17 protein-coding genes are annotated in these 17,798 nt (G+C 71.2%); 6 read left to right on the plus strand and 11 right to left on the minus strand.

Annotation, left to right across the window (positions count from 1 at the left end; genetic code table 11):
• Positions 1 to 30: 30 nt before the first annotated feature.
• The 3 genes from ABZ795_RS07870 to ABZ795_RS07880 all read right to left on the minus strand — a co-directional run bounded on the left by ABZ795_RS07870 (position 31) and on the right by ABZ795_RS07880 (position 2,513).
• Positions 31 to 951 carry a hypothetical protein gene (locus ABZ795_RS07870; protein ID WP_357529758.1) on the minus strand — a complete coding sequence of 307 codons (921 nt, stop codon included), beginning with the start codon at positions 949 to 951 and terminating at the stop codon, positions 31 to 33.
• A gap of 6 nt (positions 952 to 957) precedes the next feature.
• Positions 958 to 1,293, minus strand: coding sequence for a hypothetical protein (locus tag ABZ795_RS07875; RefSeq protein WP_327024989.1), 336 nt, complete (start codon positions 1,291 to 1,293; stop codon positions 958 to 960).
• 263 nt (positions 1,294 to 1,556) lie between these two features.
• Positions 1,557 to 2,513, minus strand: coding sequence for a heme o synthase (locus ABZ795_RS07880; protein WP_327024988.1), 957 nt, complete (start codon positions 2,511 to 2,513; stop codon positions 1,557 to 1,559).
• A 280-nt stretch (positions 2,514 to 2,793) separates the two neighbouring features.
• Between ABZ795_RS07880 and tkt the strand changes: the two genes are divergently transcribed.
• The 5 genes from tkt (at position 2,794) to pgl (ending at position 9,718) form a co-directional block, all read left to right on the plus strand.
• Positions 2,794 to 4,932: a transketolase gene (gene tkt, locus ABZ795_RS07885; protein WP_327024987.1), complete on the plus strand. Its 2,139-nt coding sequence runs from the start codon at positions 2,794 to 2,796 to the stop codon at positions 4,930 to 4,932.
• A 17-nt stretch (positions 4,933 to 4,949) separates the two neighbouring features.
• Positions 4,950 to 6,095: a transaldolase gene (tal, locus tag ABZ795_RS07890; RefSeq protein WP_357529759.1), complete on the plus strand. Its 1,146-nt coding sequence runs from the start codon at positions 4,950 to 4,952 to the stop codon at positions 6,093 to 6,095.
• Between the two features lie 237 nt (positions 6,096 to 6,332).
• Complete coding sequence (zwf, locus tag ABZ795_RS07895; RefSeq protein WP_357529760.1) at positions 6,333 to 7,847, plus strand: glucose-6-phosphate dehydrogenase; 1,515 nt, start codon at positions 6,333 to 6,335, stop codon at positions 7,845 to 7,847.
• A gap of 31 nt (positions 7,848 to 7,878) precedes the next feature.
• The gene (locus ABZ795_RS07900; RefSeq protein WP_327024984.1) at positions 7,879 to 8,895 is read left to right on the plus strand and encodes a glucose-6-phosphate dehydrogenase assembly protein OpcA; all 1,017 of its coding nucleotides are present in this window, start codon (positions 7,879 to 7,881) and stop codon (positions 8,893 to 8,895) included.
• A gap of 58 nt (positions 8,896 to 8,953) precedes the next feature.
• A complete protein-coding gene (pgl, locus tag ABZ795_RS07905; RefSeq protein WP_327024983.1) occupies positions 8,954 to 9,718 on the plus strand; it encodes a 6-phosphogluconolactonase in 765 nt (254 codons plus the stop codon).
• Between the two features lie 90 nt (positions 9,719 to 9,808).
• Here the strand turns inward: pgl and ABZ795_RS07910 are convergent, their stop codons facing one another.
• From ABZ795_RS07910 to rapZ, 8 genes are all read right to left on the minus strand, one after another.
• The gene (locus ABZ795_RS07910; RefSeq protein WP_357529761.1) at positions 9,809 to 10,153 is read right to left on the minus strand and encodes an RNA polymerase-binding protein RbpA; all 345 of its coding nucleotides are present in this window, start codon (positions 10,151 to 10,153) and stop codon (positions 9,809 to 9,811) included.
• A gap of 137 nt (positions 10,154 to 10,290) precedes the next feature.
• On the minus strand, positions 10,291 to 10,545 hold the full coding sequence (gene secG, locus ABZ795_RS07915; protein ID WP_327024981.1) for a preprotein translocase subunit SecG: 255 nt from the start codon (positions 10,543 to 10,545) through the stop codon (positions 10,291 to 10,293).
• A 95-nt stretch (positions 10,546 to 10,640) separates the two neighbouring features.
• On the minus strand, positions 10,641 to 11,432 hold the full coding sequence (gene tpiA, locus ABZ795_RS07920) for a triose-phosphate isomerase (protein ID WP_327024980.1): 792 nt from the start codon (positions 11,430 to 11,432) through the stop codon (positions 10,641 to 10,643).
• Complete coding sequence (locus tag ABZ795_RS07925; protein WP_327024979.1) at positions 11,432 to 12,655, minus strand: phosphoglycerate kinase; 1,224 nt, start codon at positions 12,653 to 12,655, stop codon at positions 11,432 to 11,434. The genes tpiA and ABZ795_RS07925 overlap by 1 nt, the downstream gene beginning before the upstream one ends.
• 52 nt (positions 12,656 to 12,707) lie before the next feature.
• Entirely contained in the window at positions 12,708 to 13,712 is a 1,005-nt protein-coding gene (gap, locus tag ABZ795_RS07930; protein WP_327024978.1) for a type I glyceraldehyde-3-phosphate dehydrogenase, read from the minus strand.
• Positions 13,713 to 14,034: 322 nt separating this feature from the next.
• On the minus strand, positions 14,035 to 15,015 hold the full coding sequence (whiA, locus tag ABZ795_RS07935) for a DNA-binding protein WhiA (protein WP_357529762.1): 981 nt from the start codon (positions 15,013 to 15,015) through the stop codon (positions 14,035 to 14,037).
• A 54-nt stretch (positions 15,016 to 15,069) separates the two neighbouring features.
• Positions 15,070 to 16,044, minus strand: a complete 975-nt coding sequence (gene yvcK, locus ABZ795_RS07940) for a uridine diphosphate-N-acetylglucosamine-binding protein YvcK (RefSeq protein WP_327024976.1) — start codon at positions 16,042 to 16,044, stop codon at positions 15,070 to 15,072.
• Complete coding sequence (gene rapZ, locus ABZ795_RS07945; RefSeq protein WP_357529763.1) at positions 16,041 to 16,955, minus strand: RNase adapter RapZ; 915 nt, start codon at positions 16,953 to 16,955, stop codon at positions 16,041 to 16,043. Before rapZ ends, yvcK begins: the two co-directional genes overlap by 4 nt.
• Before the next feature lie 196 nt (positions 16,956 to 17,151).
• Between rapZ and ABZ795_RS07950 the strand changes: the two genes are divergently transcribed.
• Complete coding sequence (locus ABZ795_RS07950) at positions 17,152 to 17,796, plus strand: hypothetical protein (protein WP_357529764.1); 645 nt, start codon at positions 17,152 to 17,154, stop codon at positions 17,794 to 17,796.
• The last annotated feature ends 2 nt before the right edge of the window (positions 17,797 to 17,798 follow it).

Below are 17,798 nucleotides of genomic sequence, written 5' to 3' on the forward strand. Positions count from 1 at the left end.
TGTCAGCGCGGCTCCGCCGCCCGCCCTCTGCTAGGCGGTGCGGGTCAGGTGGAGGCGGATGGCCTCGGCGAGGCGGTCCGGGGCGCCCTCGGCGTAGCCGAGGAACAGGGAGGGCTCGGTCAGCTCCAGCTCCACCAGCACGGGGTCACCCTCCGGGCCGGGGATCAGGTCCACCCGGGCGTAGAGCAGTCGGTCCGACCCGCCGGGCAGCGCGGCCAGGGTCTGCTCCGCCACCGCCAACTGGTCCCCGGTGGCGGTTCGCGGGTCGATCTCCTCGGCCTTGTACAGCCCCTCCGTACCCAGGTCGGGGCCGGTGAGCATCGGCCCCTTGCGGATGGCGTGGCTGAACGCCAGCCCTTGCGGGCCGGCGAAGTAGAGCAGGGCGGTCTCCCCCACGGTGTCCACCGCACTCAGGTACGGCTGGATCATGGTGATCCGGCCCGCAGCGCCGAGCCGACGGACGTGGGCAACGGCCAGTTCCCGGTGCTCCGGATCGGCCAGGTCGTAGCGGCCGGTGTCCTGGCTACCGGCGCTGACCGAGGGCTTGATGACGTACTCGCCGTCGTCGGCGGGGGGTTGCCAGTCCTCGCCGGGCAGCACCCAACCGGTGGGCACGGTGGGCACCCCGGCGGCGGAGAGCTCGTCCAGGTAGCGCTTGTCGGTGTTCCACCGCACCACATCGGCCGGGTTGGCCAGTCGGGGTACCCCGGCGGCCCAGGCGACGAACTCGGCGTGGCGGGACATGTAGTCCCAGGGTGAGCGGAGCACGACCAGGTCGTATCCGGCCCAGTCGACGGCCGGGTCGTCCCAGACGGCTGGTTCGGCCGTGATGCCGCGCTCGGCCAGCGGGGCGATCACCAGGCGATCGTCCGCTTCGAGGTCGGTGAATTCGGTGCAGGTGACGAGAGCGACCCGGGGTTCCCCCCGGGTCGACTGGTGGTGGTCGGTCAATTTATCTCAACGGGCCATCGTGCGTCGGGCCATCGATCGCCAGAGGTCGTTGCTCGGGCGCATCTGGTCCATCAGTTCCCGCTCCCAGGCGTTCTCCACGGCTACTCCGGCCTGCGCGCAGGCCTCCCGGGCGACGACCGTGTCCTGTGCGAACTGGTCGCCCCACGCACCGTCCGAACCCACCAGGACGATCCGTGCGCCGCGCTTGCCGACGTACTCGATGACCGCCTTCGCCCCGCCGTGTCCGGCGGCGAACGACTTGATGCCCGCGACCAGCCCGTTGGGGGCCGACCCGGAGGCGGTCTGATCAGCCGTCAGCGTCGTATCGGAACCATCTGCCATAACGCGAAGCCTAAGCAGACATGGGGCCGTACGCAGGAGAACCGTAAGCGTTTTGTGATACCGATAACGCCGAGGTTTAAGCAGGCCGGGAGGATTTTTGCCCGTATTTACCCGGACCAAAGCGGCCACAACGACCGGCTAGACCGGGGCGAACGACCCGGATCACCCGAGTTGGTCGATAATCCTGATTGGCCGACAATTCAGACAACCGAATACCGCATCACAGAAGAAGCCTGGCGTTGATCGAGAGCCCGGCTGACGCCTCAGAGGAGGGCGTCGAGGGCGGCGGCGGCGAAGACGATGGTCAGGTAGGTCGTGGACCAGTGGAACAGCCGCATCGGCTTGACCGCCTCGCCCCGCCGGGCCCGGCCGGCAAGCTTGTGCGCCTCGATGATGAAGATCGCGCCCACCACGGCGGTCGGCACCCCGTACACCGGGCTCAGGCCCAGGGCCCAGACGGCCAGCGAGGAGAGCACCGTCAGCCAGGCGAAGAGGATGATCTCGGCGTTCACCCGGCGGACGGAGGCCACGACCGGCAGCATCGGGATGCCGGCGCGGGCGTAGTCGTCCCTGTACTTCATCGCCAGGGGATAGAAGTGCGGCATCTGCCAGAAGAAGACCACCGCGAACAGCCCCCAGGCCACCGGGGACAGGGTGCCGGTCACGGCCGCCCAGCCGATCAGCACCGGGGCGGCTCCACACGCTCCGCCCCAGAAGGTGTTCGCCGCCGTGGTCCGCTTGAGCCACAGGGTGTAGACCAGGTCGTAGTAGACGATCGCGGCCAGGGTCAGCCCGGCGGCCAGCAGGTTGGTGAAGGCCGCCATCAAGACGATCGAGACCACCGCCAGCACCAGACCGAAGATCAGGGCGTTACGCGGCGTCACCGTGTGGGCGGGCAGCGGACGACGCTTGGTCCGCCGCATCACCTGGTCGATGTCGCGGTCGATGTAGCAGTTGAGCACGCTGGCCGCCCCGGCGGCGAGCGAGCCACCGACGAGCACCACCGCCATCAGCCACAGCGAGGGCAGGCCGCCGTGCGCGAGCATCATCGCCGGCACGGTGGTCACCAGCAGCAACTCGACGATGCGCGGCTTGGTCAGCGACACGTACGCGGCCACCACCGCCCGCACCTCGCGGGAGCGGGCCGGCGACTCCTCCGCCGAGCGCACCGGCGACTCCCCGTCAGGGTTACTGACCGGGCGCTCGGTGATCATGCTCACGGATTGCCACCTTCCAGCGTGGGCAGGGGAGGTCGGGACGGTCGGACCCAGCGGATCGACACACAACCGCCCCACACACTACGCGCTGTCGTTTTGGCTGCCCGGGCGACCCGGCAACGGTGCCAACCGTCACACCGACGGTGGATCCGCGCAGCTGAACCCGGCAACCGACCGGAACCGTACAGACCAGCATGTTGAGATCCTCGGGCGCACGTTCAGACACGCTCGATAGGGTCACCAGTGAGGGTTCCGCCCAACTCGCCGAGGAGCACTAACCACCGTGGCTGCCAAACGACCCGAGCACCCCGCACTTGACTGGTCCGACCTCGACCGCCGCGCCGTGGACACCGTCCGCGTGCTGGCCATGGACGCCGTGGAGAAATCCGGCAACGGCCACCCCGGTACGGCGATGAGTCTCGCCCCCGCGGCATACCTGTTGTTCAACCGGGTCATGCGGCACAACCCGGCCGACCCGTCGTGGCCCGGCCGGGACCGCTTCGTGCTGTCCGCCGGCCACTCCAGCCTGACGCTGTACATCCAGCTCTTCCTGGCCGGCTACCCACTGAGCCTGGACGACCTGAAGTCGCTGCGGCAGTGGGGCTCGCTCACCCCGGGGCACCCCGAGCACGGGCACACCCCGGGTGTGGAGACCACCACCGGCCCGCTCGGGCAGGGCATGGGCAACGCCGTCGGCATGGCCATGGCGGCCCGCCGCGAGCGCGGCCTGTTCGACCCCGAGACCGAGCCCGGTGACTCCGTGTTCGACCACCACATCTGGTGCATCGCCTCCGACGGCGACATCGAGGAGGGCATCAGCCACGAGGCCAGCGCCCTGGCCGGGCACCAGCAGCTGGGCAACCTCTGCGTGATCTACGACGACAACGAGATCTCGATCGAGGACGACACCCGCATCGCGATGAGCGAGGACGTGGCGGCCCGCTACGCGGCGTACGGCTGGCACGTGCAGACGGTCGACTGGCGCAGCGGTGACGCCGACCAGGGCGACTACCACGAGAACGTCGAGGCGCTGTACGCGGCGCTGCTGGCCGCCAAGGCGGAGACCAGCCGCCCCTCGTTCATCGCCCTGCGCACCATCATCGGTTGGCCGGCGCCGAACAAGCAGAACACCGGCAAGATCCACGGCTCGGCGCTGGGTGCCGACGAGGTGGCCGCCACCAAGGAGATCCTCGGCTTCGACCCGGCTGTCTCGTTCGAGGTGGCCGAGGAGGTGCTGGCCCACGCCCGGGGCGCCCTGCGCCGCGGCGAGGCCGCCCAGCAGGAGTGGTCCACCGCCTTCGGCGCCTGGTCCGAGGCCAACCCCGAGCGCCGGGCCCTGTACGACCGACTGGCCGCCCGGGCCCTGCCGGAGGGCTGGACGGAGGTCCTGCCGGAGTTCCCGGCCGACCCCAAGGGGGTGGCCACCCGGGCCGCCTCCGGCAAGGTGCTGGGCGCCCTGGCCCCGGTGCTGCCCGAGCTGTGGGGCGGCTCCGCCGACCTGGCGGAGAGCAACAACACCACGATGAAGGGCGAGCCCTCCTTCGTACCCAGCCAGTACGCCACCAAGGAGTTCCCCGGCCACGAGTACGGCCGCACCCTGCACTTCGGCATCCGTGAGCACGCCATGGGCGCGATCCTCAACGGCATCGCCCTGCACGGCGGCACCCGCCCGTACGGCGGCACCTTCCTGGTGTTCAGCGACTACATGCGGCCCTCGGTGCGGCTGGCCGCGCTGATGAAGCTGCCGGTGGTCTACGTCTGGACGCACGACTCGATCGGTCTCGGCGAGGACGGCCCGACCCACCAGCCGGTGGAGCACCTGACCGCGCTGCGCGCCATCCCCGGTCTGGACGTGGTCCGCCCGGCCGACGCCAACGAGACCACCTGGGCGTGGCGGCAGGCCCTGGAGCACACCGACCGGCCGACCGCCCTGGCGTTGAGCCGTCAGCCGCTGCCGACCCTGGACCGTTCCCAGCTGGCCGGTGCCGAGGGGGTCGCCAAGGGCGGTTACGTGCTGGCCGAGGCGTCCAACGGCAAGCCGCAGGTGATCCTCATCGGCACCGGATCCGAGGTGCAGCTCTGCCTGACCGCCCGGGAGCGGCTGGAGGCCGACGGCACCCCCACCCGGGTGGTGTCGATGCCCTGCCAGGAGTGGTTCTTCGAGCAGGACGAGGCCTACCGGGAGTCCGTGCTGCCGCGCGGGGTAAAGGCCCGGGTGAGCGTGGAGGCGGGCATCGGGATGTCCTGGCGCGGGATCGTCGGCGACTGCGGCGAGAGCGTGAGCCTGGAGCACTACGGCGCCAGCGCCCCGCACTCGGTGCTGTTCGAGCAGTTCGGCTTCACCCCCGACCGGATCGTGGCGGCCGCGCACGCGGCGCTGACCCGGGTCGGGGACATCACCGGTTTCACCACCGGCAACTGAGGGGAGCGTTGGCGCACATGACTACCGACAGGCTGGGCGAGCTTTCCGCCGCGAAGGTGGCGGTCTGGCTCGACGACCTTTCCCGGGTACGACTGTCCTCCGGCGGGCTGGACCAGCTGCGCCGGGAGAAGCACGTGGTCGGGGTGACCACCAACCCGACGATCTTCGCCAAGGCGTTGAGCGACGCCGACACCTACGACGGGCAGCTGCGCGACCTGGCCGTGCGGGGGGTCGACGTCGAGGAGGCGGTCCGCATGCTCACCACGTACGACGTGCGGTGGGCCTGCGACGTGATGCGCCCGGCGTACGACGCCAGCGGCGGGGTCGACGGCCGGGTCTCCATCGAGGTGGACCCGCGGCTGGCCCACGAGGCGGAGCGCACCGTGGCCGAGGCCAAGGCGCTGTGGTGGCTGGTCGACCGGCCGAACCTGTTCATCAAGATCCCGGCTACCGAGGACGGCCTGCCGGCGATCACCGCCACCCTGGCCGAGGGGATCAGCGTCAACGTGACCCTGATCTTCGGGCTGGACCGCTACTCGCAGGTGATGGAGGCCTTCCTGGCCGGCATGGAGCAGGCCAGGGCCAACGGCCACGACCTGTCCAAGATCGCCTCGGTGGCCTCCTTCTTCGTCTCCCGGGTCGACACCGAGGTGGACAAGCGGCTGGAGAAGATCGGCTCGGAGGAGGCCAAGGGCCTGCGCGGCAAGGCCGCCGTGGCCAACGCCCGGCTGGCGTACGAGCGGTACAGCGAGGTCTTCGGCAGCGACCGCTGGCAGGCCCTGGCGGCGGCCGGGGCGCACCCCCAGCGCCCGCTGTGGGCCTCCACCTCGACGAAGAACCCGGACTACCGGGACGTCATCTACGTCGAGGAGCTGATCGCCCCCGGCACGGTCAACACCATGCCGGAGGCGGTCATCCACGCCTACGCCGAGCACGGCGAGACCCACCCGGACACGGTCACCAACGCCTACGACGACGCCCGGCAGGTCTTCGAGCGGCTGGCCGCGGTCGGCGTCGACATGGCCGACGTGATCGAGGCCCTGGAGCGTGAGGGCGTGGAGAAGTTCGAGGCCAGCTGGCAGGAACTGCTCGACGGGGTACGCAAGTCGCTGGTCGCCGCCGCCAAGGGCACCGGCCACCCGGGCGGCGCCGCCCAGGCGTAGGCACCCCGGTCTCCCCCGCGCCGCCGCCGATGACCGGTGGCGGCGCGGGTGATCCGAGGGGGTGATCCGAGGGCTCACGGTTGGGTAGCGTTCTTCAGACAACCGGTACGGTCGATGTTGATCTGCCGGTACCCGGTGGGCCGTACTCCTGAGAGGTGCTGCCGGCGGGCCCGGGCCGGTCGGTGCACTGTGGGGCATGACGATGGACGATGTGGACGAGCGGAGCGAGGAGGCGGCGTGAACCCGCTGCGCGACCCGCAGGACCGGCGACTACCCCGGATCCCGGAGCCCTGTGCTCTGGTGATCTTCGGGGTGACCGGGGACCTGGCCCAGAAGAAGCTGTTGCCGGGCATCTACGACCTGGCCAACCGGGGGCTGCTGCCACCCGGCTTCGTGGTCGTCGGGTTCGCCCGGCGTGACTGGGTCGACGGCGACTTCGCCTCGCTGGCCCGGGAGGCGGCCAAGAGCCACGCCCGCACTCCCTGGCGCGAGGAGGTCTGGTCGCGCCTGGAACACAACATCAAGTTCGTCGGTGGCTCGTTCGACGACGACACCGCCTTCGACCGGCTCAACCAGTGCCTGGACGGTCTGCGCGACAGCCACGGCATCCACGGCAACGCGGCCTTCTACTTCTCCATCCCGCCGGCCGCCTTCCCGGTGGTGCTCAAGCAACTGGCCCGTACCGGCATGGCCGACAACGAGCGGTGCGGCGGCTGGCGTCGGGTCGTGGTCGAGAAGCCCTTCGGGCACGACCTGCCCTCGGCGAAGGCCCTCAACGACCTGGTCGACGACGTGTTCACCCGGCGGGACGTGTTCCGCATCGACCACTACCTGGGCAAGGAGACCGTTCAGAACATCCTCGCCCTGCGCTTCGCCAACAGCCTCTTCGAGCCGCTGTGGAACTCGCAGTACGTCGACTCGGTGCAGATCACCATGGCCGAGGATGTCGGTATCGGCTCCCGGGCCGGCTTCTACGACTCCGTCGGCACCGCCCGGGACGTGTTGCAGAACCACCTGCTGCAACTGCTGGCCCTGGTGGCCATGGAGGAGCCGACCAGCTTCGACGCCGACGAGATCCGGGCCGAGAAGCTCAAGGTGCTCAAGGCCATCACCCTGCCCAAGGACGTCAGCGAGGGCACCGTACGCGGGCAGTACCTGCCCGGCTGGGTCGGTGGCCAACGCGCCAAGGGCTACCTGGAGGAGGACGGGGTTCCCCCCACCTCGACCACGGAGACCTATGTGGCCGTCCGGCTCGGCATCCAGAACCGCCGCTGGGCCGAGGTGCCCTTCTACATCCGGGCCGGCAAGCGGCTGCCCCGGCGGGTGACCGAGGTGGCGGTGATCTTCAAGCGGGCCCCCCACCTGCCGTTCAACACGACCGACATGGAGATGCTCGGCAACAACCAACTCGTCATCCGGGTCCAGCCGGACGAGGGGGTGGTGCTCAAGTTCGGGTCCAAGGTGCCGGGCACCACGATGGAGGTCCGGGACATCGCGATGGACTTCCAGTACGGCGAGGCCTTCACCGAGTCCAGCCCGGAGGCGTACGAGCGCCTCGTGCTGGACGTGCTGATCGGTGACCGGACCCTGTTCCCGGACGCCGCCGAGGTCGAACAGAGCTGGGCCGTGGTGGACCCGCTGGAACACGCCTGGGAGGGCACCAAGCCCGAGTCCTACCGGGCCGGCGAGTGGGGTCCCCGCGCCGCCGACGAGATGCTGGCCCGCGAGGGTCGGGCCTGGCGGCGGGCGTGACCGGACACCCCGAGCGAACCTGGAGGCTGCGTTGATCGGACTGTGGGACACCACCGGCAACGAGGTGGTCAAGGCGCTCGCCGCGGAGCGGCGCAGCGCCGGTGGGGTGGCCAGCGGCATGGCCCTGACCCTGATCGTGGTGGTCGACGAGAAGCGGGTCCGCGACGCCGAGGCGGCGGCCACCATCGCCGCCGCCGCGCACCCCTGCCGACTGCTGGTGGTCGTCCGCTCCGACCTGGAACGGGACCGCAGCCGGCTGGACGCGGAGATCGTCGTAGGCGGGCGACTGGGCCCCTGCGAGGCCGTCGTCATGCGGATGTACGGGCGGCTGGCGTTGCATGCCGAGTCGGTGGTGATGCCGCTGCTGGTGCCGGACGTACCCGTGGTGACCTGGTGGCACGGCGAGCCGCCGATGGAGATCGCCACCGACTTCCTGGGGGTGGTGGCCGACCGGCGGATCACCGACTCGGCCCAGGCCGCCGACCCGATCGAGGCGCTGCGGCAACGCGCCCGGGACTACGCCCCCGGCGACACCGATCTGGCCTGGACCCGGATCACTCCGTGGCGGGCCGTGGTGGCCGGGGCCTTCGACACCACGGAGGCCCAGCTGACCGAGGCGGCCGTCATCGCGCCGCCGAGCGACCCCACGGCCGCCCTGATGCGCGGCTGGTTGCGCAGCCGGTTGGGCATCAAGCCACGCTGGGAGCGGACCAGGGAGTTCCCCCGGATGCGTGAGGTGCAGCTGCGCTGCGCCAACGGCGACGAGCTGACCCTGACCCGGGACGACAACGTGGCCATCTTCCGGCGTACCGGTCAGGAGGACCGGATCCTGCCCCTGGTCCGTCGGCCCCTGGGCGACGAGTTGGCCGAGGAGCTGCGCCGACTCGGCCCCGACCAGGTGTACGCGGAAGCCCTGGGTGCCTTCGCCGGACTGACCACCCTGGACCGTCGGCCCAGCCAGCGGGTGCACGTCTGGAAGGACCCGGCCACCGCGGAGCGGGCCGAGGCCGGGGTCACCGCGCACGCCTCCACGAGTACCCAATCCTGACCGCCCACCCCGCAAGAGGGCACTACACCGACCGCCCGGGCGGTCGCGGAAGGACACCATGAGCGAGGCGAGTGTCGCCGTACACGCCGATGCCGACCTGCTGGCCCAGGCGGTCGCGGCGCGGTTGGTGGTGAAGTTGCTCGACGCCCAGGCCGAGCGTGGCCAGGCGGCCGTGGTGCTGACCGGTGGGCGGATAGCCGCCGCGGTCTACCGGGCCGTCGCGGCCCTGCCGGCCAAGGACGCGGTGGACTGGTCCCGGGTCGACATCTGGTGGGGTGACGAACGGTTCCTGCCCGCCGGTGACCCGGAGCGCAACGAGACCCAGGCTCGGGCAGCGCTGCTCGACGCGGTGCCGGTGGCACCGGAGCGGATCCATGCGATGCCGCCCTCGGACGCCGGTGCCGACCCGGAGGAGGCCGCCGCCCGGTACGCCGCCGAACTGGCCCGGGCCGCCCGCCCCGGGACGGCCGTACTCCCCCACTTCGACGTGCTGATGCTCGGGGTGGGCGAGGACGGCCATGTCGCCTCGGTCTTCCCGGAGCATCCGGTGCACTACGAGAGCCGGCCGGTCAGCGCGGTGCGGGGCAGCCCCAAGCCGCCCCCGGTGCGGATCACCCTGACCCTGCCGGCGATCAACACGGCCGAGGAGGTCTGGTTGGTGGCCAGCGGGGCCGACAAGGCCCGATCGGTCGGGATGGCCCTGGCCGGGGCCGGGCCGGTGCAGATCCCGGCCGCCGGGGTGCAGGGCACCAGCCGCACCCTGTGGCTGCTCGACCGGGCCGCCGCGGCCGACGTCCCCGCCCGCTTCCGCAGCCTCCGCTGAAAGGAGGGGCCCCTTATTAACGCCTCGCGTAGTACAGGGGCCCCCGCTTAACACATCGGTCTGAGGCAGGCGGTGGCGTGCAGGCGGCGCTCAGCTCCCGCCACGCCGGTTGCGTAGGGCGGCGAGGGCCTCGGCGAGGATCGCCTCCCCCTCGGCGTCGGTACGCCGCTCCTTCACGTACGCCAGATGGGTCTTGTACGGCTCGCTGGTGACCCGGCCGGGTGGATCCTGGGCGTCCGGGCCGGCGGGCAGCCCGCAGCGGGGACAGTCCCACAGCTGCGGGGTCGCCGCCTCGGCAGCGATGCGGATGTCGGTGCGGTGCCCGTTGCGGCACCAGAAGCTGACCGAGCGGCACGGCACCGGCCGGTGGCGTTCGGGGTGGCGGGGCGGCGCGGACCCGACTCGGGCGCCTCGGATGACATTGCCGTTCGACACGGCGCTCGCTCCTGTCGTCGGAGGGGACCGCCGTCGAGGGGTGGACGGCGGGCGACGCGGTGCAGCGGGTGAAACGACGTGCGCGCGGCCCGTCGGGTGACGGACCGCGCGCAGATTGTACGACTAGTGGCGCCTGATCAGACGCCGACCTGCAACCGAAGCCAGAGGCCGAGCCCGACGATGCAGGCGAACCAGACGATGCCCACCAGCACGGTGTAGCGGTCCAGGTTCTTCTCAGCCACTGACGACCCGGCCAGGCTGGAGCTGACGCCACCGCCGAACATGCTGGACATCCCACCACCCTTGCCGCGGTGCAGCAGAATAAGCAGGACGAGCAGTACGCTCGTGATGACCAGCAACACGATCAACGTGTAGGCGAACCAGATCGGCATGGCGGGGGTCAGTCCTCTCGTTACGATCCTCGCCCGGGCAGTTCGGGCACGGCGGCACCGACCGGCGGACGGGCGGAGTCAAGGATAGCGAGCGATCAGCCGGTGATGTGCTCCGGGAACCGGCAGATCTTCGCGAACTCCTCGGCGTCGAGGCTGGCACCGCCCACCAGAGCGCCGTCCACGTCCGGCTGGGCCATGATCGACGCCACGTTCGACGACTTCACCGAGCCGCCGTAGAGGACCCGTACCTGGTCCGCGGTGCCCTGGTCGAAGGTCTCGGCGAGCCGGGTACGCAGCGCGCCGCACACCTCCTGGGCGTCCTGGGGGGTGGCCGTCTTGCCGGTGCCGATCGCCCAGACCGGCTCGTAGGCCACCACGACCTTGGTCACCTGCTCGGCGGAGAGCCCCTTGAGGGCCCCGTCGAGCTGCTCGGCGCAGTGCGCTACCTGCCCGCCCTGCTCCCGGACGTCGAGCCCCTCCCCCACGCAGAGGATCGGGGTGAGCCCGTTGGCCAGGGCGGCCTGCACCTTGGCGCCGACCAGGGCGTCGTCCTCGCGGTGGTACTCCCGCCGCTCGGAGTGCCCGACCACCACGTAGGTGCAGCCCAGCTTGGCCAGCATCGACCCGGCGATCTCGCCCGTGTAGGCGCCCGAGGCGTGCGCGGAGAGGTCCTGTGCCCCGTAGCCGATCAGCAGCTTGTCGCCCTCGACGACGGTCTGCACCGTACGCAGGTCGGTGAACGGCGGCAGGACCACCGTCTCCACCTCGGTCAGCTGCTTCTCGGTGAGGCTGGCCGCCAACTTCTGCACCAGCAGGTTGGCTTCCAGGTGGTTGAGGTTCATCTTCCAGTTGCCGGCCATCAGGGGCCGGCGAGGGGCGCTCGCCATCAGTTCTCCAGAGCCGCGATGCCGGGGAGGGTCTTGCCCTCCAGGTACTCCAGGGAGGCGCCGCCGCCGGTGGAGATGTGTCCGAAGGACTTATCGTCCAGGCCCAGGGCCCGCACCGCAGCGGCCGAGTCACCGCCACCGACGACACTGAAGGCGTCGGAGGCGGCGATCGCCTCGGCGACCCCCCGGGTGCCGTTGGCGAACGCCGCCATCTCGAACACCCCCATCGGGCCGTTCCAGAAGATCGTCCGGGCGTTGGCCGGGCCGTCGGCCGAGGAGCCCCGCAGGGCGGCGGCGAAGCCGGCCACCGTCTCCGGCCCGATGTCCAGGCCGACCCGGTGGCTGGGGATGCCGTCGGCCGGCACCACGTCGTGCGCGGCGTCCGGGGCGAAGGCGTCCGCGGCCACCACGTCGACCGGGAGCATGATCTTGCCTTCGGAGCGCTCCAGCAGATTGCGGCAGGTCTCGACCATCTCCTCCTCGCACAGCGAGGTGCCGATCTCGTGGCCCTGCGCCTTGAGGAAGGTGAAGCACATGCCGCCGCCGATGAGCAGCCGGTCGACCGTGGGTAGCAGCGCCTCGATCACGGCGAGCTTGTCGGAGACCTTGGAGCCGCCGAGCACCACGACGTACGGCCGTTCCGGGTTGCCGGTGAGGGTGGAGAGCACCTCCACCTCCCGCAGCACCAGGCGACCGGCGACGTGCGGCAGCCGGGCCGGTACGTCGTACACGCTGGCGTGCTTGCGGTGCACCGCGCCGAAGGCGTCGTCGACGTAGGCGTCACCGAAGGCGGCCAACTGGTCGGCGAAGGCACCCCGCTCGGCCTCGTCCTTGCTGGTCTCCCCCTTGTTGAAGCGGAGGTTCTCCAGCAGCGCGACCTCGCCGTCGCCCAGCGCCGCCACGGTCGCCTGGGCGGACTCGCCGACCGTGTCGGTGGCGAAGTGCACCGGGGCACCGAGCAGCTCGCCGAGCCGCCCGGCCACCGGGCTGAGGCTGAACTGCGGGTCCGGGCTGCCCTTCGGCCGGCCCAGGTGCGAGCAGACGATCACCTTGGCGCCGGCCTCGGTGAGCGCACCCAGGGTGGGCAGGACCGCGCGGATGCGGCCGTCGTCCGTGATGGCACCGGTCTGCTTGTCGAGCGGGACGTTCAGGTCGGCGCGCACCAGCACGCGCCGACCCGACACCCCCTCGGCGAGCAGATCGTCGAGGGTACGGATGCTCACAGAGCTAGCCTCCCGTTCGTGACTGCGGGGCTCGCAAGCTCACTCCTCGCACTCACAGCGACTGACCGACCAGCTTGACGAGGTCGACCAGGCGGTTCGAGTAGCCCCACTCGTTGTCGTACCAGCCGACGACCTTGACCTGGTTGCCGATGACCTTGGTCAGCGGCGCGTCGAAGATGCACGACGCCGGGTCGGTGACGATGTCGGCGGAGACGATCGGGTCCTCGTTGTAGGTGAGGATGCCCCGCAGCGGACCCTCGGCGGCGGCCTTGATCGCGGCGTTGACCTCGTCCACCGTGGTCGCCCGACCGACCGTGACGGTGAGGTCGGTGGCCGAGCCGGTGGGGATCGGCACCCGCAGGGCGTACCCGTCCAGCTTGCCCTTGAGGTCCGGCAGCACCAGGCCGATGGCCTTGGCCGCACCGGTCGAGGTCGGCACGATGTTCAGCGCGGCGGCCCGGGCCCGACGCAGGTCCTTGTGCGGCGCGTCCTGGAGGTTCTGGTCCTGGGTGTACGCGTGGATGGTGGTCATCAGACCACCCTCGATGCCGAAGGTGTCGTGCAGCACCTTGGCCATCGGGGCCAGGCAGTTGGTGGTGCAGGAGGCGTTCGAGATGATGTTGTGCTTGGCCGGGTCGTAGGAGCCCTCGTTGACCCCCATCACGACGGTGACGTCCTCGTTCTTGGCCGGCGCCGAGATGATGACCTTCTTGGCCCCACCGTCGAGGTGCGCCTTGGCCTTGGTGCCGTCCGTGAAGAAGCCGGTGGACTCGATCACCACGTCCACACCGAGGTCGCCCCACGGCAGCGCCGCCGGGTCCTTCTCGGCGTACGCCTTGATGCTCTTGCCACCGATGGTGATCTCGTCGGCGGTGGCCTTCACCTCGTGCGGCAGGCGGCCCAGGATGCTGTCGTACTTGACAAGGTGGGCGAGCGTGGCGTTGTCGGTGAGGTCGTTGACCGCAACGACCTCCACGTCAGCGCCGGACGCCAGCACTGCCCGGAAGAAGTTACGGCCGATGCGGCCGAAGCCGTTGATGCCAACCCGGATGGTCACAGGTCCCATCTCCTCGCGTTCTGGTTCGCCGGCGTGGAGACCCTCGGCCGGCGAAGCGGTGTGCGCCGACCGTTGGAGCCGGCCGTTGACGATTCATCTCGGCCACCCCGCCGCGGTCCGAGGGACCTGACCGCCCGAGGCGGTGGGTACGGCGGGTGCACCGGTTCCGGCCCCCTTGCCGTACGCAAGCGACCCTATCCGAGCGCGTCGAGCCGCGCTGCGTCGGGTGGTTGTCCACCCCACACCACACGGGACACCGCACCGCGCCGACGGCGCGTGTCGGCCCGACACCGACCCGCCCGCCGGACGACCCACCGTCCTATCAGACCACGAGCATGTCCGGCGTGACTGCCGCTTCGGTATCCGGGATGCCCAGGTCCCGGGCCCGCTTGTCGGCCAGGGCCAGCAGCCGGCGGATCCGACCGGCGATGGCGTCCTTGGTCAACGGCGGGTCGGCCAGGGCACCCAACTCCTCCAGGGAGGCCTGCCGGTGCTCCAGCCGCAGCCGACCGGCCGAGGTCAGGTGCTCCGGCGCATCGTCGGCGAGGATCTCCAGCGCCCGGGTCACCCGGGCCGCCGCGGCCACGGCCGCCCGCGCCGAGCGGCGCAGGTTGGCGTCGTCGAAGTTCGCCAGCCGGTTGGCGGTGGCGCGTACCTCCCGGCGTACCCGACGTTCCTCCCAGGCCAGCACGCTGGCGTGGGCTCCTATGCGGGTGAGCAGGGCGGCGATCGCGTCGCCGTCCTTGACCACCACCCGGTCCACCCCCCGCACCTCACGGTTCTTGGCGGTGATGCCGATGCGGCGGGCCGCCCCGACCAGGGCCAGGGCCGACTCCGGCCCCGGGCAGGTGATCTCCAGGGCGCTGGAGCGGCCCGGCTCGGTCAGCGAACCGTGCGCCATGAAGGCCCCCCGCCAGGCGGAGACCGCACAGCAGACGTTGGCGGCCACCACGTGCGGCGGCAGTCCCCGCACCGGCCGACCCCGCACGTCCAGCAGGCCGGTCTGCCGGGCCAGCGCCTCGCCGTCCTTGACCACCCGGACGATGAAGTGGCTGCCCTTGCGCAGCCCACCGGAGGCCAGCACATGAATCTCACTCGGGTAGCCGTAGACCTCGGCGACCTCCCGGCGCAGCCGACGCGCCACCGCGCCGGTGTCCAGTTCCGCCTCCACCACCACCCGTCCGGAGACGATGTGCAGCCCACCGGCGAACCGCAGCAGCGCGGCCATCTCCGCCCGCCGGCAGCAGGGCTTGGGCACGTCGACCCGACTCAGCTCGTCCTTGACCGCAGCCGTCATCGCCATTGTGCGTCCCCTCACGGACCGGTTCCGGCGTGTCGCCGGAGATTACGTACGTGTCTAACGATCGGCGCCCAGTACGGGCACCAGGGCGGCGGCCAGTGCGGCCGGATCATGACGGGGAGTACCGTCGTCGACCGCGACGGGAGCGAGGACCAGTCGGGCCCCCAGGGATTCTGCCGCACGGTAGACCGGGGCCGGATCCCCGACGGCCTTGGAGTCGGCGAGCACGTAGTCGACCGTCAACTCCGGCAGGTACCAGCGCAGGGCCGCCAGGTGGTCGGCGACGGACAACCCGAGGGTCTCCTGCTCGGCGGCCAGGTTCAGGGTGACCAGCCGACGAGCGGGACTGGCCAGGATGGCCGCGGCCAGCTGGGGTACCAGCAGGTGCGGCAGGACGCTGGTGTACCAGCTGCCCGGCCCGAAGATCAGCCAGTCGGCGGCAGCCGTCGCGGCGACCGCCTCCGGACATGCCTCCGGAGCCTGCGGGGTCAGCCGCAGGGACTCCACCCGGCCCGTACTCACCGCCACCTGGTGTTGGCCGCGTACGGTCCGCACCTCGTCCGGCCGGTCCGGATCGGTGCCGCGTACCTGCGCCTCGATGTCCACCGGCTGGCAGGACATCGGCAGCACCCTACCGACCGCGCCGAGCATCGCCCCGGCGTGCTCCAGGGCGGCCACCGGGTCACCCAGCAACTCCATCAGCCCACAGAGCACCAGGTTGCCGACGGCATGACCGGCCAGGGCGTCCCGGCGCCCGCTGTCGGCGGCCACCGCGGCGAACCGGTGCTGGAACAGCCCGGCGCTGCGGCGGGTGGCCGGATGATCCCCGGCCAACGCGACAAGTGCCTGCCGCAGGTCCCCGGGGGGCAGGCCACCCCGCTCGGCGCGTAACCGCCCGCTGGAGCCACCGTCGTCCCCGACGGTCACCACGGCGGTGATGTCCAGATCCAACTCGGGTGCGCAGCGGCGCAGGGCCCGCAGCGCGGCCGACAGGCCGTGCCCACCCCCGAAGGTCACCACCCGGATGGTCATTCCCGCCCCAGGTCCCGGTGCTGCGCGTTGGCGGCCAGGCCGGCCCGGCGCAACCGGGCGGCCAGTTCCTCGGCGATGGCCACACTGCGGTGCTTGCCGCCGGTGCAGCCCACCGCGACCGTCAGGTACCGCTTGCCCTCCCGCTCGAAGCCGGCCGTGGTGGCGCCGACGAGATCGGTGTACGCCGAGACGAAACCGTCCGCCCCCTCCTGCCCCAGCACGTACGCGCTGACGGCCTCCTCCCGACCGGTGTGCTCCCGAAGTTCCGGCACCCAGTACGGGTTGGGCAGGAACCGGGCATCCAGCACGAAATCGGCGTCCGGCGGCAGGCCGTACTTGAAGCCGAAGGAGATCACCGTCACCCGCAGCTTGCGGGCGTCCTCCCCACCGAACAGCTCCTCGATACGCCGACGCAGTTGGTTGACGTTCAGGTGGCTGGTGTCGATGATCACGTCGGCCTGGTCGCGGGCCTCCTCCAACAGCCCCCGCTCGACCGCGATGCCGTCGGCCAGCCGCCCGTCACCCTGCAGGGGGTGGGAACGGCGCACACTCTCGAACCGGCGGATCAACACCTCGTCGTCGGCGTCGACGAAGACCACCCGGGGCGCGTAGCCCCGCTCCTTGAGCTCCCGGATCGCCTCGGCCAGGTCCGTGGAGAAGGCCCGGGAGCGGACGTCCAGCACCATCGCGGTACGCCGGGCCGCCCCGCCGGCCTTGACGGCCAGCTCGGCCATCTCCAGCAACAGGGCCTGGGGAAGGTTGTCCACGACGTAGAAGCCGACGTTCTCCAGAGCCCGGGCCACCGTGCTGCGCCCACCGCCGGACAGTCCGGTGACCACGACCAGGGTGGTGTCCGTCTCCGCCGCCCCGGGACCGCCGGTGTGATGACCGTTCGTGTGCGCCTCGCCCACCCGTCAACCCCCAAGCTGTGGCGCTCCGGTCAGGCCGACCGGGCATGGTCAAAGCGACTCTAGTGCCGCCCGCCGGACCCTTGCCACCGACGCCCCGACCTCCCCGGCCAGCCCGCATGCCCCGACAGACCCGCCGGTCGGCCGCTGTGTCGGCTGACTGACGGCGCCCGGCCGGCTACGGCGTTATCCTCCGGCCATGGGCAGACACGGAGCGCGACTGCGCTGGGTGGTGGCCCTGGTCTCGGTCACCGTCGCCGTACTGGCCACGATCGACCACGCGCGGCAACGCCAACGTGAGCACAATGCCAGCCCCGAGGCCGTCACCGTCACCGTCGAGGCGATGTTGCCGCAGCCGGACCAGGTGGCCGACCTGGCCGCCGCGTACGGCTGGCGCGACGGCTCCGCCCCGGTCGAGGACCCGGACGACCAGTCAGTGCTGCTGCGGTTGCGGTGGTCCGGCCCGGGCCAGCCCGGCACCTATCAGGTGATCCTGCTGGACAACCGGCTGGATCCACCCCGGGTGGTGCCTCCGACCGGTGGCTGGGACGCCACCGGCAGCACCGGGTTCAACTGGGCCGGTTCGTACGAGACCCTCGCCGGACGGTACGACTTCCTGGCCGGTGCCGTCTCCCGTCCGGAGTCGAGCGACTCGCTGCGTACCCCGGACAACCTCGGCGCGGTCAGCACCCGGGCGGTCGCCGAGGGCGACCTGGTGGCCCTCTTCCAGATGGGCCCCGCCGCCGCCCTCCTCACCGACCCCGCCGACCTGCTGGTAGCCCTCTGCTACGTAGACCCCACCGGCACCCCCCGCTGGGCCAAACCCGTCCCCCTTATCCCGTGACT

This window comes from Micromonospora sp. NPDC047134, assembly GCF_040643455.1.
Taxonomy (GTDB): domain Bacteria; phylum Actinomycetota; class Actinomycetes; order Mycobacteriales; family Micromonosporaceae; genus Micromonospora.